The sequence below is a fragment of the Allobosea sp. P4_H5 genome, from assembly GCF_056400825.1.
Genome location: NZ_JBFUKM010000011.1, coordinates 1 through 17,727, shown reverse-complemented (window position 1 = coordinate 17,727; position 17,727 = coordinate 1). Strand labels below are relative to the sequence as shown.

General features: G+C 67.7%; 15 protein-coding genes. 4 read left to right on the top strand and 11 right to left on the bottom strand.

What is annotated here, in order from left to right; translation table 11 throughout:
• Positions 1-7 precede the first annotated feature (7 nt).
• From AC1DS0_RS21570 to AC1DS0_RS21560, 3 genes are all read left to right on the top strand, one after another.
• On the top strand, positions 8-691 hold the full coding sequence (locus tag AC1DS0_RS21570; RefSeq protein ID WP_476816326.1) for a transglutaminase-like domain-containing protein: 684 nt from the start codon (positions 8-10) through the stop codon (positions 689-691).
• Positions 692-950: 259 nt separating this feature from the next.
• Entirely contained in the window at positions 951-2,687 is a 1,737-nt protein-coding gene (locus AC1DS0_RS21565; RefSeq protein ID WP_476816325.1) for a Na/Pi cotransporter family protein, read from the top strand.
• A 287-nt stretch (positions 2,688-2,974) separates the two neighbouring features.
• Entirely contained in the window at positions 2,975-4,030 is a 1,056-nt protein-coding gene (locus AC1DS0_RS21560; RefSeq protein ID WP_476816324.1) for an NAD(P)H-dependent flavin oxidoreductase, read from the top strand.
• A 24-nt stretch (positions 4,031-4,054) separates the two neighbouring features.
• Here the strand turns inward: AC1DS0_RS21560 and AC1DS0_RS21555 are convergent, their stop codons facing one another.
• The 10 genes from AC1DS0_RS21555 to gcl all read right to left on the bottom strand — a co-directional run bounded on the left by AC1DS0_RS21555 (position 4,055) and on the right by gcl (position 15,892).
• The gene (locus AC1DS0_RS21555; protein ID WP_476816323.1) at positions 4,055-5,494 is read right to left on the bottom strand and encodes a TRAP transporter large permease; all 1,440 of its coding nucleotides are present in this window, start codon (positions 5,492-5,494) and stop codon (positions 4,055-4,057) included.
• Positions 5,491-6,063, bottom strand: coding sequence for a TRAP transporter small permease subunit (locus tag AC1DS0_RS21550; protein ID WP_476816537.1), 573 nt, complete (start codon positions 6,061-6,063; stop codon positions 5,491-5,493). Before AC1DS0_RS21550 ends, AC1DS0_RS21555 begins: the two co-directional genes overlap by 4 nt.
• Before the next feature lie 132 nt (positions 6,064-6,195).
• A complete protein-coding gene (locus tag AC1DS0_RS21545; RefSeq protein ID WP_476816322.1) occupies positions 6,196-6,939 on the bottom strand; it encodes a response regulator in 744 nt (247 codons plus the stop codon).
• Positions 6,932-8,491, bottom strand: a complete 1,560-nt coding sequence (locus AC1DS0_RS21540; RefSeq protein ID WP_476816321.1) for an ATP-binding protein — start codon at positions 8,489-8,491, stop codon at positions 6,932-6,934. The genes AC1DS0_RS21545 and AC1DS0_RS21540 overlap by 8 nt, the downstream gene beginning before the upstream one ends.
• Before the next feature lie 129 nt (positions 8,492-8,620).
• Complete coding sequence (locus AC1DS0_RS21535; RefSeq protein ID WP_476816320.1) at positions 8,621-9,277, bottom strand: DUF2161 domain-containing phosphodiesterase; 657 nt, start codon at positions 9,275-9,277, stop codon at positions 8,621-8,623.
• Between the two features lie 98 nt (positions 9,278-9,375).
• Positions 9,376-11,004: an HAL/PAL/TAL family ammonia-lyase gene (locus tag AC1DS0_RS21530; RefSeq protein ID WP_476816319.1), complete on the bottom strand. Its 1,629-nt coding sequence runs from the start codon at positions 11,002-11,004 to the stop codon at positions 9,376-9,378.
• Between the two features lie 14 nt (positions 11,005-11,018).
• Entirely contained in the window at positions 11,019-12,299 is a 1,281-nt protein-coding gene (locus AC1DS0_RS21525) for an allantoate amidohydrolase (RefSeq protein ID WP_476816318.1), read from the bottom strand.
• Between the two features lie 40 nt (positions 12,300-12,339).
• Complete coding sequence (glxR, locus tag AC1DS0_RS21520) at positions 12,340-13,254, bottom strand: 2-hydroxy-3-oxopropionate reductase (RefSeq protein ID WP_476816536.1); 915 nt, start codon at positions 13,252-13,254, stop codon at positions 12,340-12,342.
• Between the two features lie 59 nt (positions 13,255-13,313).
• Positions 13,314-14,093: a hydroxypyruvate isomerase gene (gene hyi / locus AC1DS0_RS21515; protein WP_476816317.1), complete on the bottom strand. Its 780-nt coding sequence runs from the start codon at positions 14,091-14,093 to the stop codon at positions 13,314-13,316.
• Positions 14,094-14,116: 23 nt separating this feature from the next.
• On the bottom strand, positions 14,117-15,892 hold the full coding sequence (gene gcl / locus AC1DS0_RS21510) for a glyoxylate carboligase (RefSeq protein WP_476816316.1): 1,776 nt from the start codon (positions 15,890-15,892) through the stop codon (positions 14,117-14,119).
• 144 nt (positions 15,893-16,036) lie between these two features.
• On the opposite strand from gcl, the gene AC1DS0_RS21505 reads away from it, so the two are divergent.
• The gene (locus tag AC1DS0_RS21505) at positions 16,037-16,915 is read left to right on the top strand and encodes a LysR substrate-binding domain-containing protein (RefSeq protein WP_476816315.1); all 879 of its coding nucleotides are present in this window, start codon (positions 16,037-16,039) and stop codon (positions 16,913-16,915) included.
• A gap of 216 nt (positions 16,916-17,131) precedes the next feature.
• On the opposite strand, the gene uraD is transcribed toward AC1DS0_RS21505, so the two are convergent.
• A partial coding sequence (uraD, locus tag AC1DS0_RS21500) for a 2-oxo-4-hydroxy-4-carboxy-5-ureidoimidazoline decarboxylase (protein WP_476816314.1) occupies positions 17,132-17,727 on the bottom strand: 596 nt, incomplete at its 5' end.

The window sequence follows — 17,727 nt, the reverse complement described above, 5'->3', positions numbered from 1 at the left end:
GGGGATGATGAGCGACGACAGGCTCGCCGGGGCGCTCAAGGCCACGCCCTTCATCGATGCCAATGCGCCGGCGATCCGTGCCTTCGTCGACCGCCATGTCGGCACTGGCCCCGACCGCTACCGCGCCGTGCGGCTCTACTATGCCGTCCGCGACGCGATCCCCTACGACCTGCGCTATTTCGGCATCGAGCGCGACATCTTCGTCGCCTCGCGTTGCCTGGAAGCGAAGGGCTCGTTCTGCGTGCCCAAGGCGGTGACGCTCGCCGCGGCTTGCCGCGCCGCCGGCATTCCGGCGCGCGTCGGTTTCGCCGATGTACGCAACCACCTGGCCTCGCCGCGCATCCTCGAGCTGATGGGCACCGACGTCTTCCGCTGGCACGCCTATACGCTGCTCCATCTCGAAGGCCGCTGGGTCAAGGCGACGCCGGCCTTCGACCTTGCCTTCTGCGCCCGCTTCGACGTCGAGCCGCTCGATTTCGACGGCAGCGCGGACTCGATCTTCCAGCCCTTCCATGCGGCCGGCCGGCAGCATATGGACTATGTGCTCGACCGCGCCGACCATGACGAGATGCCATTCGAGGCCTTCCGCGACGCCATGCAGGAAGCCTATCCTCGCCTGATCACGGCGATGGCGGCCGAGCGCGCCGCCCTTGCGAGCAAATCCCAGCCGAAGCCTACTCCGGCCGCATAGCCGTCAGCGCCGAGCAGACCGTGACCGCAATTCTTCCACACTGACCGGATAGGAAGAAGACGTGCCAGCGTTGTCGTGGATCGCCACGGTCGCTGGCACTTGCGCTTTTGAACGTGCGACGACCGTCTTCCATCTCACATCGCATGCATAAGAAGTAGACCATTTCCGCCGTCGATTTTATAAGACGGCTAACGAATTTGGCGGCATAATCCGCCGCTTGACCTCTCCGATTCTCGCCTGAAGGAACGCCCTCCCCACGATGAACGCCGCCGAGAGCACCACTGCCATCCTGATCCACCTCGCCGGTTCGGTGGCGCTGCTGATCTGGGCGGTGAGGCTGGTGCGGACGGGCGCGACGCGGGCCTTCGGCCCCTCGCTGCGGCAGGGCCTGGCCCGCTTCGCCGGCAACCGCGTCTCGGCGATGGCGAGCGGGGCGGTGGTGACGCTGATCCTGCAGAGCTCGACGGCGACGACGCTGCTGCTCTCCTCCTTCGCCGGCCAGGCGCTGATCGGCCTGCCCATGGCCTTCGCCGTGCTGCTCGGCGCCAATGTCGGCACGGCGATCGCAGCCTTCCTGGTCTCCTTCGAGCTCGGCTGGCTCTGGGGCGCCTGCCTTTCCGTCGGCGTCGCGCTCTATCTCGCCAACGAGGCAATGAACCGCGCCCGCAATATCGGGCGCCTGATCGTCGGCATCGGCCTGATCCTGCTCTCGCTCGCCGAGCTCAAGACCGCCTCGGCGCCGCTCGCGCAATCGCCCGTGTTCCGCTCGGTGTTCGAGGCGCTGGCGAGCGAGCCGCTGCTCGCCGTCGGGATCACCGTCGCAGCGACCTGGCTGACCCATTCCAGTCTCGCCATCGTCCTGCTGATCGCCTCGTTCTGGGCCGGTGGGCTGTTCCCGGCACCGACCGCGCTGATCCTGATCGTCGGCGCCAATCTCGGCAACGCGCTGGTGCCGGTGCTCGACCAGCTCGGCGCGCCGGTGGTGCAGCGCCGCGTCGCGCTCGCCAACCTGCTGACGCGCATCCTGATCGCGCTCGTCGTGATCCCCTTCGCCAAGCCGCTCTCGGGCTGGTTCTCCGCGCTATCGCACGATCCGTCGCGCCTGGCGGTCGAGATCCATCTGGCGCTGAACATCATCGGCGCCATCGCCTTCCTGCCCTTCGTCCAGCCGATCGCGTCGCTGGTCACGCGCCTGACTCCAGCCAAGCCCGAAGCCGAGCAGCGCATCCGGCCGCTCTATCTCGACGCTGGTCTGCTCGACAGCCCGCCCGAAGCCCTCGCCAGCGCAATGCGCGAGACGCTGCATCTGGGCGACCGCGTCGGCGCCATGCTGAAGGACCTGCAGGTCCTGCTGGAGCAGGACAAGCTCGCCCTCTCGCGCGAAATCGCGGCCGCCGATGACGGCGTCGATGCGATCCACGAGGCGATCAAGCTCTATCTCGTCAAGCTCTCGCGCCGTCCGCTCGGCGAGGAGGACAGCCGGCGCCTGTTCGAGGTCATCACGGCGACCACCAATCTCGAGCATATCGGCGACATCATCGACAAGAACCTGCGTGAACTCGCTGAGAAGAAGATCCGCAAGCGCTATCGCTTCTCGGAAGAAGGCCTCGCCGAGATCCGCGATTTTCACATCCGGGTCAGCCACAGCCTGCAACTGGCGCTCAACGTGCTGGCAACACGCGATATCGGCCTTGCCCGCCAACTCTTCGACGAGAAGAGCGCGATGCGCGTCGCCGAGCGCATGGCGACCGAGAAGCATTACGAGCGCCTGCGCAGCGGGGTGACGCAGTCGCTCGAGACCTCCTCGATCCATCTCGACGTGCTGCGTGACCTGAAGCGCATCCATGGCCACATCACCTCGATCGCCTACCCGATCCTGGAAGCCGCCGACGAGCTCAGGGACACCAGGCTGCGCAGGGCTGACGAGCAACCGGCCGAGGAGCAGCCCGGCGAGGCTGACGGCTACGGCCTCGCCTTGCCGCATAAGCCGGCTTGACTCCAAAAGGTCGCGTTGTCCCCCGCAGCCCTCATCCTGAGGAGCGATCGCAGATCGCGTCTCGAAGGATGATCCAGATGGTTCCAGAGACTCCTGGAGCATCCTTCGAGACGGCCGCTGACGCGGCCTCCTCAGGATGAGGGCTTGGAAATTGCCAATGGCCGGCAAAGACCTCGAACAGGGTCTCGCCCAATCCTGCACTGCGGATGCGCTGACCTTCGCCTTGCAATCGGCGAGCCGAGCCGGACTCTAGCGTCAACCGGCCCCGTCCCGCGCGAGGAACAACCATGACCAGCACCGCACAAGCGCGCCTGCTCGACCTGTTCGGCATCGAGCTGCCGATCATCCAGGGACCGATGGCCCTCGCGAGCACGCCGGAGATGGTCATTGCCGTCAGCGAAGCCGGCGGGCTCGGCTCGCTGGCCGGCGCGCAATACGACGAGGCGAGCCTCAGGGCCGCGCTCGACACGGTGCGGGCCGGCACGCGCCGGCCGATCAACGTCAACTTCTTCTGCCATACACCGCCGGCCGACGATCCGGCGCGCCAAGCCGCCTGGCTCAACCGCCTCACCGGCTACTATGCCGAGGCCGGGCTCGATCCGGACATGCCGAAGACGCCGAGCGGGCGCACGCCCTTCGACGCCTCCCTGGCAACCGTACTCGAGGAGTACCGGCCCGAGGTCGTCAGCTTCCATTTCGGCCTGCCTGCGCCGGAGCTGTTCGACCGCGTGAAGCGCATCGGAGCCAGGATCATCGCCTCCGCCACGACCGTGCCCGAAGCGCGGTGGCTGGTCGAGCGCGGCGTCGACGCCGTCATCGCCATGGGCGCCGAGGCCGGCGGCCATCGCGGCATCTTCCTGAACGACCGGATTTCCGAGCAGGTCGGCACCTTCGCGCTGGTGCCGCAGGTGGTCGATGCCGTCCCGGTTCCGGTCATCGCCGCCGGCGGCGTCACCGACCGGCGCGGCGTGGAGGCGGCCTTCGCGCTGGGAGCGGCGGCCGTCCAGGTCGGCACCGCCTATCTGTTCACGCCCGAGGCCAAGATCTCGCCGATCTACCGCAAGGCGCTCGGCATGAGCGAACGGCCGACGGCGATCACCAACCTGTTCACCGGCAGGCCGGCGCGCGGCATCGTCAACCGGGCGATGGCGGAGCTTGGCCCGCTCTCCGAGCTGGCGCCGGTCTTCCCGACCGCCGGCACGGCGCTGGGACCGTTGCGCAGCGCCGCGGAAGCTGCGGGCCGCGACGACTTCACCCTGCTCTGGGCCGGCCAGTCCTACCCGCTCGCCAGGCCGATGTCGTCGGCGGCTCTGACGCGGATGCTCGCCGGGCTCGACACCTGACGGCGACGGCAAGCCCGCCGCCGCTCAGGGCTTGGGCGGGCTCAGCCCGTCCAGCTCGAGTCCCGGCATGTTGCCGAGGCCCGGCATGCTGTTGAGCTGCCGCTCCAGCGCGGCGGGATCGACGGTCACGGGTTTGTCGAGCCAGTAGGTCACCATCTCCGGGAAGGCGATCATCAGCGCCACGAGCACAAGCTGCAGCACGATCCACGGGATCGAGCCGAGATAGATGTCGCGGCTCTTCACCGTCGGCGGCGCGATGCCGCGCAGATAGAACAGCGCGAAGCCGAAGGGCGGATGCATGAACGAGGTCTGGATGTTGGCGCAGATCAGCAGGCCGAACCAGATCAGGTTGATGTCGAGCTTGGTCGCCGCCGGGGTCAGCAGCGGGATGATGATGAAGGCGATCTCGAAGAAATCGAGGAAGAAGGCGATGAAGAAGACGAACACCATGGTGAAGGCCAGGAAGCCGACCTGACCACCGGGCAGCCCGGTCAGCATGTGTTCGATCCAGAGTCCGCCGCCGACGCCCTGGAAGACCAGGCTGAAGACGCGCGCGCCGATCAGGATCATCGTCACCATGGCGGTGATGCGCATGGTCGAGGACATCGCCTGATAGGTCAGCTTCCCGGTCAGCGTGCGGTAGAGCGCCGCCAGCCCGAGCGCGCCGACCGCGCCCATCGCGCCCGCTTCCGTCGGCGTCGCCAGGCCCATGAAGATCGTGCCGAGCACGAGGAAGATCAGCGCCGCCGAAGGCACGATGCCGCGAACGCACTTGATCGCAAGCGCCCAGCCCTTGAGCGTGCGCGCCTCGGGCGGCAGCGCCGGCACATGGTGCGGCCTGGTGAAGCTGAGAATCACCACCCAGACGCAGAACAGAGCGACCTGGACGATGCTGGGGCCGATCGCGCCGGCATACATGTCGCCGACCGACTTGCCCATCACGTCAGCGAGGACGACGAGGACGAGCGAGGGCGGGATCAACTGGGTGATGGTGCCGGACGCGGCGATGACGCCGGTCGCATGCTGCATGTTGTAGCCGTAACGCATCATCACCGGCAGCGAGATCACGCCCATGGCGATGACCGAGGCGGCGACCGTGCCGGTGATGGCGCCTAGGATCGCGCCGACGAAGATAACGGCATAGGACAGGCCGCCGCGGACGCTGCCGAAGAGCTGTCCGATCGAATCGAGCAGGTCCTCGGCCAGGCCGCAGCGCTCCAGCACCGCCCCCATGAAGGTGAAGAACGGGATCGAGAGCAGGAGGTCGTTCGAGATGATCGAATAGAGCTGGAAGGTGAGATTGCCCATGTACTGGGGCGCGATCACCCCCATCTCGATCGCGATGAAGCTGAAGAACAGCCCGACCGCCGCCAGCGAGAAGGCGGCGGGATAGCCGATCAGCAGGAAGACGATCAGGCCCCCGAACATCATGGGGCCGAGATTGGCGCGGATGGCGTCGATCATTGCAGCGGCTTCTCGTAAGCGTATTCGTGCTGGTGGAAGCCGCGCAGCGCTGCGGCGCGCTTGATCATCTCGGAGATGCCCTGGAGCAGGATCAGAACGAAGCCGACCGGCAGGAGCAGGATGACCGGCCAGCGGATCAGACCGCCGGCATTGCTGGAGGATTCGTTCAGTGTCCAGGACTGCACGAACCAGGGCCAGGTGAACCAGATCATCACCAGGCACATCGGCATCAGGAATACGGCGCCGCCGACGAGATCGATCCAGTGCCGGGTCCGGTCGGAGACGACGCCGTAGAACAGGTCGACGCGGACGTGCTCGTTGACCCGCAATGTATAGGCCGAGCCGAGCAGCACCATGCCGGCGAACATGTACCATTGCAGCTCGAGCCAGGCATTGGAGCTGTAGGAGAGCAGATAGCGGATGGTGGCGTTGCCGGCGCTGATCAGGCAGGCGAGCAGGACGAGCCAGCTCGCGATAACGCCGAGCGAGCTGCCGAGCTTGTCGATCGCCCGGGCCACGGGCATCAGCTCGCGACAGAAGGCCCAGGCCAACCAGACGGCCGCGGCCATGCCGCCCACCGTGGCGAGCGCCAACCAGAGTTTGAACATACAGGCGTTCCCGGCTCCGGACGCGTCCCCACGCGCTTCTCGGAGTCCGTCGCTAGCAGCTACGCGCTTAGCCGTTCCATGTCGGCAACCGGCCTAGCGCATAGCCTGCGCATAGCCGACCGCATCGAGCTGCTCCTGCGTCCGCAGCCGATAGCCGATGGCGAGCTCGGTCACGAGATAGGTCGGGCGGGCCGGATCGGGCTCGATCTTGTCGCGCAGCTTCTTCATCAGGATGCGGAGATATTGCACGTCCTCGTCCGGGTCCTGCGGCCAGAGCTCCTTCATCAACTGGCGGTGGGTCAGGACCTTGCCGTGATGGGCGCCCAGCACCCGCAGCAGCGCGAACTGCTTCGGCGAGAGCACGACCGGGACGCCGTCGAGGCTGACCATGCGCCGGGCAAGGTCGAGCGTCAGCCCGCCGACGCGCAGGACGGGCTCGGCAGCGCCCGGCTGGGCGATGCGCCGGAGCACGACCCGGGCGCGAGCAAGCAATTCGGCCATGCCGAAGGGCTTCACGACATAGTCGTCCGCGCCCTTCTCCAGCAACGCGACCTTCTCCTCCTCCGAGCTGCGGACCGACAGGACGATGACCGCGCCCTGGAACCAGCCGCGCAGCGCCTCCAGCACGCTCGCGCCATCGGCATCGGGCAGGCCGAGATCGAGCACGACGAGGTCCGGCCGGCGCATCACCGCGAGCTCGAGCGCCTGCTTCGCCGTCTCCGCCTCGGCGATGCGGAAGCCCTGCATTTCGAAGCCGGTCTTGAGGAAGCGTCGGATCTGCGGCTCGTCGTCGATGACGAGGACGAGCGGGCCGGTCTGCTGCCGCGGTTCAGTCATCACCGGTGTCCCTCATATGCCGCGCTGTGAGCGGCAGCCATATCCGCATCGTCGTGCCCTTGCCCGGCCCCTCGCTCAGCGGCTCGATGCTGCCGCCATTCGCCTCGATGAAGGTCTTGGCGATAGTGAGCCCGAGGCCGCTGCCGCCCGCAATATCGGCATGACGCTCGCCGCGATGGAAGCGCTCGAAGATCCGCTCGGCCTCGCCCCGGTCGAGGCCGGGCCCCTCGTCGCGGATCTCGACCGCCAGCTTCCCATCGCGTTCGCCGGCGCTGATGGCGATCGGCGCGGCATCCGGCGCGAACTTCGCGGCATTTTCCAGGATGTTGATCAGCGCCTGCTCGACCAGTACCGGATCGACCCGAACGAACGGCAAGTCCCGATCCAGAGCCAGCACCACCTTGCGGCCGCCCAGTCGCTCCGCGGCTCCGTCGAGCGCGGCATTGACGATGTCGGCCGGATCGAGCTCGTCGAAGCGCGGTTGCAGAGCGCCGGCCCGGATGCGGGTGACGTCGAGCAGGCTCTGAATGCGGCGGTCGAGGCGGGCAGCCTCCGAGCCGATCGCAGTGGACAACTCATGCAGGCGCAGCTCGGAAGCGAGTGACGGGGCCGTGGACAGGACGCTCGCCGAGCCGAGGATGCTGGCGATAGGCGTGCGCAATTCGTGCGAGACGGCCTCGATCAGGATGTCGCGCAAGGCATCGCTGCGCTGGCGCAGTTGCCGCTCCTCCAGTGCGCGGGTCAGGCCGAGCCGCTCCAGCGATCTTTCGCCCTCGGCGAGGATGGAGCGAGCCTGGGCGACCACCTTGTCGGTCGTACCGGCATCGGCGCCGCCCAGCGGCACTGCGAGGGTCGCCTTCGGCCACGCCGGGCCACCGAGATTGCAGAGCAGCCAATGCTGCTGCGAGCCGAGCGCCAGCACCTCGACGTCCGCCCTTCCGGCGTCGCCAGTCCTGCTGGCGAAGCGCTCGACCGCGCGCTGGAGCTCGTCGACCGGCGTTCCCGCCGCTGGGGCGCGAATCGCGCGCCAGGAATGGCCCTCTGCAGCAGCGAAGAGCGCCACTTCGCGCCCAAGCAGGCCGGCCATGTGAGCGGCGACGATGTCGTAGATCGCCGCGACATCGACGGCACCGGCGATCTCGCTGCTGAGGCGATAGAGCTGGCGGGTGCGGCGCTCCTCTTCACGCGCCTCGAACATCTGGGCACGCAGATGGCCGGCGAGCCAGCCCAAGGTCAGCGCCACGACCAGGGACGTGACGAGATCGATAATCTGCGCCGGCCGGAACACCAGCACGCTGAACAAGGGCGGGTAGAACAGCGAGGTCATGACCGCGCCGAGCAAAGCGGCGACGATCGCCGGGCCGGTACCGTAGCGGATCGCAGCGACGAGCACCGGCAGCATGTAGATCGCCGAGACGCTTTCCAGCGGCGCGAACCAGACGATCATTCCCGCCAGGGCGGTGGCGCCGAGGACGAGGAGGAGCATGCCGGCATAGCCCGCATCGCCCGTGCCGAGCGCCAGCCTCAGAAAATGCTTCTGCTCCCGTGCCACGGTCCGCCGCGTCGCGCGCCCTGCCCCTGTCTTCCACCACCGCTTACAGAAAGGTGGCGGTGCGCACCAGCCAGCCGGGTTCAACGCATCCAGAAGGGGGCAGCCGATACGAGACCGCAGTCCGCGCGCTCAGGCCGGCGTCATCTCCCACCGCGCGAGCGCGCTGCGCCCCGCCTCGGTCAGCCCGTAGACGCCGCGCTCGGCACGCTCGAACCAGCCATAGACATTGCGGTGCAGGATCTTCTGGGCATCGGGACAGGACGGCTTGAGATCGCGCGGGCGCTGCGGCGCCGCGCTCATCGCTACAGCGCAAGCGAGCGCCTGCTGGCGATAGGCGGTCATGATCGGCCGGCGCGTGCTGCCGCCGGCTGCGGGGTCGCCCTTGCGACGCCGGTGCTCGTCGACCAGCCGCGAGCGGGCTTTCGGGTTCTTGCGCGGCGTCGGCGCAGTCGGCGAGACCAGAACCTCGACGCGCCCCGTGCTGCTGACGCCGAGTAGGCCGAAGCCGAGCCGACGGCAAAGATCGCGATAGCGCGGATCGCTCTCCCGGCCCTTGCCCCTGGCGGAGAGCTGCGCCGCCAGCCAGATCTCGTCGCCGAGGCGCAGCCGGTCGACGCCCTGCAGGATCAGCTCCAGATTGAAGGCCAGCTTCAGCTCGCCGATCACCACCACCGTCGGATCGCCTTCCCTGAGGCCGACGAGGTCGCAGCGGCCGATCTCGCCCTTCACGGCATAGCCGAGCTCCTCGAGGAAGCGCTTGACGGGCGGGTAGAGGGTGGTTTCCACGCGGGCTCTCCGGACGGCTGGCGCCATGATGGTGCCAAGACGTTTCGAAGTGGCGAACGTGCAGGGCAGCGCCCGGCGGGAGCCGGGCGCATCCGATCTTACTCCAGCGGGCCGACCGCGCTCTCGACCGCCTCGACGATCGCGCCGGAGCGGAGCAGCGCCAGCGCCTGGTTGATCTCGGTGGCGTACCAGCGGTCGCCCTGGAGCGCGGGCGGGATGACCGCGCGCACGGCATCGAGCGCGGCGCGGCTGCCCTTGGCGATCGGATAATCCCTGGCGAGGTCGTCGACGAGGCTGAGCGCCTGGCAGGCCATCAGGATCTCGCAGGCGAGGATCTGCTCGACATTCTCGACCACGGTGCGGGCCTTGCGGGCGCACCAGGTCGAGTTCGAGACATGGTCCTCGGCGTTCGACTTGCCAGGGATCGAATCGACCGAGCCGGGCGTCGAGAGATGCCGGTTCTCCATCACCAGTGCCGACATCGAGCACTGTACCGTGGCATAGCCGGTGTTGAGCCCGCGCTTGCCCGCTAGGAGGTTACGCGGCAGGCCGTAGCTCATGGTCGGGTCGATCAGCCGCGCCAGGCGGCGCTCGGAGATCGAGCCGAGATCGGTGGCGGCGATGGCGAGCAGGTCCATGGCCTGCGCGACATAAGCGCCGTGGAAATGACCGGCCGAGATGCAGACATAGCCGCCGCCATCCTTGCAGATCAGCGGGTTGTCAGTGGCCGAGTTGATCTCGGTAGTCATCACGCGGGTGACGAACTCCATCGCCTCGCGTACCGGGCCGTGGACCTGCGGGCCGCAGCGGATCGAATAGACGTCCTGCACGCGCGGCGGCGCCTTGCTGCCGGGAGCGCGGGCCTCGTCCGGGAAGACGAGCTGCCGGGCCGCCTCGCCACAGCGCTTGGAATCGCCGGCGATGCGCAGGATGTTGCGCGCCGTCGCCGCCTGGCCGGGATGCGGGCGGGCCTTGTGGACGCGCGGATCGAAGGCGGCGAGCTCGCCGCGGATGCACTCCAGCGTCAGCGCGAGCGCGATGTCGGCATGCTTCAGCAGCCGGCGGGCATCCTCCATCGCCAGCACGCCGACGGCGAGCGAGACGGTGGAACCGTTGATCAGCGCCGAGGCATCCTTGGCCGCGAGCGGGAACTCGGTCGAGAGCCCGGCGCGCTGCAGCGCTTCGCGGGCCGGCATGCGCACGCCCTTGTAGATCATCTCGGCTTCCGGGAAGCCGCAGATCGCGCCCGACATATGGGCGAGCGGCGCCAGGTCGCCGGAGGCGCCGACCGAACCCTTGGACGGGATCACCGGGTGCAGGCCGGCATTGAGGCATGCGAGCAGGCGCTCGACCACCTCGACGCGCGGCCCGGAATAGTTCGAGGCGAAGGCGTTGGCGCGCAGCAGCATGGTGGCGCGGGTCGCATCCTCGGACAGCGGCTCGCCGATGCCGGTCGCATGCGCATAGACGGTGTTGCGCTGATAGTCGGTCATCTCCGACATCAGCACGCGCTGGTCCTTGAATAGGCCGACGCCGGTGTTGAACGAATACATGAACGGCGCATCGTCGCTCATGAAGTTCGTGTCGATATAGTCGCGCGCCTCGGCGATGCGCTCGCGCGCCTCGGGCGCCAGCGTCGCGGCGGCGAAGCCGGCCTCGCCGTCGGCGCGCGCGACGCGCACCACCTGCTCCGCGGTCAGTGTCGTCCCGTCGATGGCGACGCTCATGGTCGGTCTCCTGTTCAGGTCCTGAAGGTTTCGGGAGAGGCGGTGCGCAGGAAGTCGACGAGCACGTCGACCGCCACCTGCACGTCGGCGGCCTCGACCGCCTCCGCCGGGTTGTGGCTGATGCCGCCGGCGCAGCGCATGAACAGCATGCCGAACGGGCAGAGATTGGCGATGGCGAGGCCGTCATGCCCCGCCCCGCTCGGCAGCCGCAACGGCACGACGCCGCGCGCCGCGACCGATTGCTCCAGCGCCGCGACGATTGCCGGCGAGCAGACCGCCGCGTCCTCCTCGTAGAAGGCGACGATCGTCGAGGTGACGTTGCGATAGGCCGCGATCGCCTCGAAGGCACGCTTGAGGTCGCGGACGGCGGCGTGGCGCGCCTCGTCCGAGGGGCTGCGCAGGTCGAGCGAGAACTCGGCCTTTGAGGCGATGACGTTGACCGCGCTGGGCGCGATCGCGATGCGCCCGACCGTGGCGACGACGTCGCGCCGCATCGAGGCGACGCGCTCGACTGCCAAGATCATCTCCGCCGCCGCGGCGCAGGCATCGCGGCGCAGGTTCATCGGTACCGTGCCGGCATGGCCGGCGACGCCATCGATGGTGATGGTGAAGCGGCTGGCGCCGCTGATCGCGGTGACGACGCCGACCGGCAGGCCGCGCTCCTCCAGCACCGGGCCCTGCTCGATATGGACCTCGACATAGCCAAGGATGCCGGCCGGATCGCGCCGGATGCCAGGGATGCCCGCCGGATCCAAGCCGAACTCGGTCAGCGCCCGGCGCAGCGAGACGCCGTCGGAATCGCAAACATCGAGCACGGCGGAATCGAAGCGGCCGGCGACAGCGCGCGAGCCGTTCAGCGTCACCGGGAAGCGCACGCCCTCCTCGTCGCCGAAGGCGAGCACCTCGATGGCGAAGGGCAGTTCGATCCCTTCGGCCCGCAGCCGCCTTATGGCCTGGATCGCGGCGATCACGCCGAGATTGCCGTCGTATTTGCCGGCATTGCGGACCGTGTCGATATGCGAGCCGAGCAGCAGGGTCCGCTGACCGGCACTGGCACCGGCGCTGCGGCCAACGAGGTTGCCGATGTCGTCGACATGGGTCGAAAGGCCGGCTTCCTGCATCCAGGCCTCGACCTGGCCGATGGCCTGGCGATGCTCGGCGGTCAGGAACAGCCGCGTCAGCGCGCCCTGATCAGCGGAGAAGCGCGCCAGTTCGTCGAGGCGGCGCATGACCTCGTGGCCATCGGGCGCCGCGTTGGAGCGATCGTCATGGGATGCGTTCTGTGTGAGCGTCATGATGCACGTCCCCCTCGACCGGCGCCCTCGCCTGCCCGGATCAGGCCTTCTCAGTCTGGCCGATCTCGAAATTCGCGAGCGTCTCCAGCGCGCGCACCATGCCGGAATGATCCCAGGCACCGCCGCCATGGGCGGCGCAGGCATTGAACAATTCCTGCGCCGTCGCCGTGTTCGGCAGGGAGACGCCGAGCGAGCGCGCCGTCGACAAAGCGAGATTCAGGTCCTTCTGGTGCAGCTCGATGCGGAAGCCCGGCGCGAAGGTGCGCTTGATCATGCGCTCGCCATGCACCTCCAGGATGCGCGAGGAGGCGAAGCCCCCCATCAGCGCCTGGCGGACCTTGGCGGGATCGGCGCCCGCCTTCGCGGCGAACAGCAGCGCCTCGCCCACCGCCTCGATGTTGAGGGCGACGATGATCTGATTTGCGACCTTGGTGGTCTGGCCGTCGCCATTGCCGCCGACCAGGGTGATGTTCTTGCCCATCAGGTCGAAGAGCGGCTTGACCGTGTCGAAGGCGCCTTGCGGCCCGCCGACCATGATCGAGAGCGTCCCCGCCTTGGCGCCAACCTCGCCGCCCGAGACCGGCGCGTCGAGATAGTCGCAGCCGAGCGCGTTGATCCGCTTGGCGAACTCCTTGGTCGCCACCGGTGAGATCGAGCTCATGTCGACGATGATCTTGCCGCTCGACAGGCCCTTGGCGACGCCGGCCTCGCCGAACAGCACGTCCTCGACATGCGGGGTGTCGGGCACCATGGTGATGATGATGTCAGCGTTCTGCGCGACCTCGGTGGCGGAGGCGCAGGAGCGCCCGCCCGCTGAAGCGAGCTCCTGCGGAACCTGCGTGCGGCTGTAGAGGTGGACCTCATGCCCGCCCTTGATCAGTTGGCCCGCCATCGGCGCGCCCATGATGCCAAGCCCGATGAATCCGATCTTCATGACGTGTCCTCCGGTCCTTATCGTCTTGTTGTCGCATCGGATTTTCCCGAGAAGTGGGATCCACTTTTCGGTCCGATGCGTCAGCGCGTTGCGTTCTTGAGCCAGCCGAGTCCCTCGACCGTGCCGGCCTTCGGCTTGTATTCGCAGCCGATCCAGCCGGCGTAGCCGAGCCGGTCGATGAGCCCGAACAGGAAGCCGTAATTGATCTCGCCGGTGCCGGGCTCGTTGCGGCCGGGATTGTCGGCGAGCTGCATATGGGCGATGCGCGGCAACAGCTTCTCGATCGTCGCCGCCAGCTCACCTTCCATGCGCTGCATGTGATAGATGTCGTATTGCAGCTTGAGATTGTCGGAGCCGGTCGCGTCGATGATGGCGATGCCCTCGGCCGAGCGGTTCACGACATAGCCGGGGATGTCGTAGCTGTTGATCGGCTCCATGATCAGCAGGATGCCCTCCCGCTTCAGCGCCGCCGCCGCGAAGGCGAGGTTGTCGACCAGCGTCTGCGCCGCCTTGTCCCGCTCGATCCCGGCCGGCGCCAGGCCCGCCAGGCAGTTGACCATGGTGCTGCCGAGCGCCTTGGCGTAGTCGATCGCCTTGCCGACACCGTCCTGGAACTCGCCGACGCGGTCCGGATGGCAGGCGATGCCGCGCTCGCCCTTGTCCCAGTCGCCGGCCGGCAGGTTGAACAGCACCTGCGTCAGGTCGTTCCTCTTGAGTCGATCGGCGATGTCGTCCTTGGCAAAGGCATAGGGGAAGAGGAACTCGACGCCCTTGAAGCCGGCCTTGGCGGCGGCATCGAAGCGATCGAGGAAGGGATGCTCGTTGAAGAGCATCGTCAGGTTGGCACAGAACTTCGGCATGGGTTGAAACCTCCCGGTCGATATCAGTCGAGCAGCGCGATGGCGGTCGGCGCGTCCTCGGCGGCGAGCGCCAGGTCCTCGAACTCCGTCACCTTGTCGATGTCCGTCCCCATCGAGACGTTGGTAATGCGCTCGAGGATGATCTCGACGACGACCGGCACGCGGAACTCGTCCAGCATCGCCTTGGCCCGCTCGAAGGCCGGCAGGATGTCCTGCACCTCGGTGACCCGGATCGCCTTGCAGCCGAGCCCCTCGACGACCTTGACGTGGTCGACGCCGTAGACGCCGAGCTCTGGCGAGTTGAGGTTCTCGAAGGACAGCTGCACGCAGTAGTCCATGTTGAAGCCGCGCTGCGACTGGCGGATCAGCCCGAGATAGGAGTTGTTGACGAGGACATGGATGTAGGGCGTGCGGAACTGGGCGCCGACCGCCAGTTCCTCGATCAGGAACTGGAAATCGTAGTCGCCGGAGATCGCGACGACCGGCGTGCCGGGCGTCGCGGCGCAGACGCCGAGCGCCGCGGGAATCGTCCAGCCGAGCGGCCCCGCCTGCCCGCAATTGATCCAGCCGCGCGGCTTGTAGACATGCAGGAACTGGGCGGCGGCGATCTGCGACAGGCCGATCGTGCTGACATAGGTGGTGTCGCGTCCGAAGGCCTTGTTCATCTCCTCATAGACGCGCTGCGGCTTGATCGGGCTCTCGTCGAAATGCGTCCGGCGCAGCATGGTGCGCTTGCGCTCGCGGCACTCCTCGACCCAGACCGTGCGGTCCTTGAGCTTGCCGGCGGCGCGCCATTCCGTGGCGATCTCCACGAACAGCTCCAGCGCCTTGCCCGCATCCGAGGCGATGCCGAAATCGGGCGTGAAGACGCGACCGATCTGCGTCGGCTCGATGTCGACATGGGTGAAGCTGCGACCCTTGGTGTAGACCTCGACGTTGCCGGTGTGGCGGTTGGCCCAGCGGTTGCCGATGCCCAGGACATGGTCCGAGGCGAGCATGGTCGCGTTGCCGTAGCGATGGCTGGTCTGAAGGCCGGCCATGCCGACCATCAGCGGGTGATCGTCCGGGATCGTGCCCCAGCCCATCAGGGTCGGGACGACCGGCACGCCGGTGACCTCGGCGAACTCGACCAGGAGATCGGAGGCATCGGCATTGACGATGCCGCCGCCGGCGACGATCAGCGGCCGCTCGGCCGCATTCAGCATGGTCAGCGCCTTCTCGATCTGGGCGCGGCTCGCCGCCGGCTTGTAGACCGGCAGCGGCTGGTAGGTGTCGGGATCGAACTCGATCTCGGCGGTCTGCACGTCGAATGGCAGGTCGATCAGCACCGGGCCGGGACGTCCGCTGCGCATGAGGTGGAAGGCATGCTGGAAGATGCCCGGGACCTGGCCCGGCTCGCGCGCCATCACCGCCCATTTGGTCACGGGCTTGGCGATCGACTCGATGTCGACGGCCTGGAAATCCTCCTTATGGAGGCGGGCGCGTGGCGCCTGGCCGGTGATGCACAGGATCGGGATCGAATCCGCCCAGGCCGAATAGAGCCCGGTGATCATGTCGGTGCCGGCCGGCCCCGACGTGCCGATGCAGACGCCGATATTGCCGGCTTCGGCGCGGGTATAGCCCTCGGCCATGTGCGAGGCGGCCTCGACATGGCGCGCCAGGATGTGGCCGATGCGGTTGCGCGGCCTCATTGCGGCGTAGAACGGGTTGATCGCGGCGCCCGGGACGCCGAAGGCCTGCTTCACGCCCTCCAGCTCCAGGATCAGCACGGCGGCTTCGGCAGCGGTCATTTTCGGCATGGCTACCCTCCCGATCGGCGCATCCGCGCCTTGTTGTCGGGAGAGGAATGGCAGCGGGGAACCAATCGGTCCAATATATTGTTCGTTATCATCTATATGTATGGCATATAGATAGAAAGCTGATCATCGCCGTGGGAGCCCGGGATGGAACTGCGTCACCTGCGCTATTTCGTGGCCCTGGCCGAGGAGCTGAGCTTCACGGCGGCCGCCCAGAAGCTGAACATCTCGCAGCCGCCGCTGAGCCAGCAGATCCGCGATCTCGAGCATGAGCTGAAGACCGAGCTGTTCCGCCGCAACAGCCGACAGGTCGAGCTCACCGCCGCCGGCCATGCCTTTCGCCGCCATGCACTCGCGATCCTGGCGCAGACGCGGCAGGCTGCCGCGCAGGTGCGGGCGATCGGACAGGGCCGGGCCGGGATCATCCACCTGGCGACGACGAATTCGGTGCTTCTGAGCGGCCTGTCTCTGGCGATCGCCGAATTCCAGCGCATGCACCCGGATGTTGAGATCACGATCGACGAGATGCCGCCGCAGGAGCAGGTCGAGGCGCTCAAGGCGCGGCGGGTCGACATCTGCTTCCTGCGCCTTGCTCCTGACGATCGCGACCTCGTCATCCGCCGGGTCTGGAGCGAGCGGATCGGCCTTGCTGTTCCTGCCGGCCATCCACTGGCGGGGAAGAAGGCAACCACGATCCTCGCGCTGAAGGACGAGGATTTCGTCTTCTACCGGCTGCGCGATTCCGCCTTCGCCGCGCATCTGCAATCCTTCTGCGCGCAGCTCGGCTTCCTGCCGAGGATCGTGCAGCAGGTGGTCGAGTCGATGTCGATCGCCAGCCTGGTCTCCGCTGGGCTCGGGATCGGCTTCGTGCCGGAATCGGTCGGCAAGCAGGGCCAGCCCGGTCTGCGCTATCTGCGCATTACCGGCCCCTGCCCGGTCGCGGACGTCCACGCCGTGACGCAAGAAGACGCCGAGCCGATCATCGACCAGTTCATCGCCTTCGCCGCGCAGGCCAAGGCGAGCTGAGCGCGGCCTTGGTGAATGCTGTTTGATCGTTGATGCTGCAGGCCTGTGCGGAGCCTCCGGCGTCATTCCGGGACTTCGCGCAGCGAAGGGCCCGGAACCCAGAAACGATGTCGGACGGTGCTGTGGCGCCGAGGCTGACGAGGCTTCTTCGGCCACGGCATCGGTTCTGGGTTCCGGGCTCAGGCCTGCGGCCTGCCCCGGAAAGACGGCGAGCGCCTATCCCGGCAGCAATTCCTTCAGCCTGATGAGTGCGATCTTTTCGACCTCGGCGATGGCGGTGGCGAACTCCTGCTCCGGCGTGCTGGTCAGCCGCGCTTCGAACGAGGCGAGGATGTCGGCCTTGGTCAGGCCCTTGACCGCCAGGATGAAGGGGATGCCGAACCTCGCCTTGTAGGCCTCGTTCAGGGCGGTGAAGCGGGCGCGTTCGTCCGAGGTCAGCCGGTCGAGCCCGGCCGAGCCCTGCTCGCTGGCCGATTCCGGCGTCAGCTCGCCGGCGGCGGCGATCTTGCCGGCAAGGTCGGGATGGGCGTCGAGCAGCGCCTTCTGCCGCTCGCGCGGGGCCGTACGCAGCACCGCGACCATCGCTTTGTGCAGCTCTTCGGCCGTGTCCTGCACCGGGGAGAGCCCGGCCGCATGGGTCTCCTGCGCGATCCAGGGCGAATGCTCCCAGACCCGGCCATAGACCTCGGTGAACAGCGCCTGCGGCAGCCGCGAGGGCACGTAGCCGCCCTCCGGCGGGTGCGTCCTGATCCAATGGCGGGCGATGTCGAGCCTCGTCGCGACCCAAACCCTGTCATGGCTCTGGACGTAGT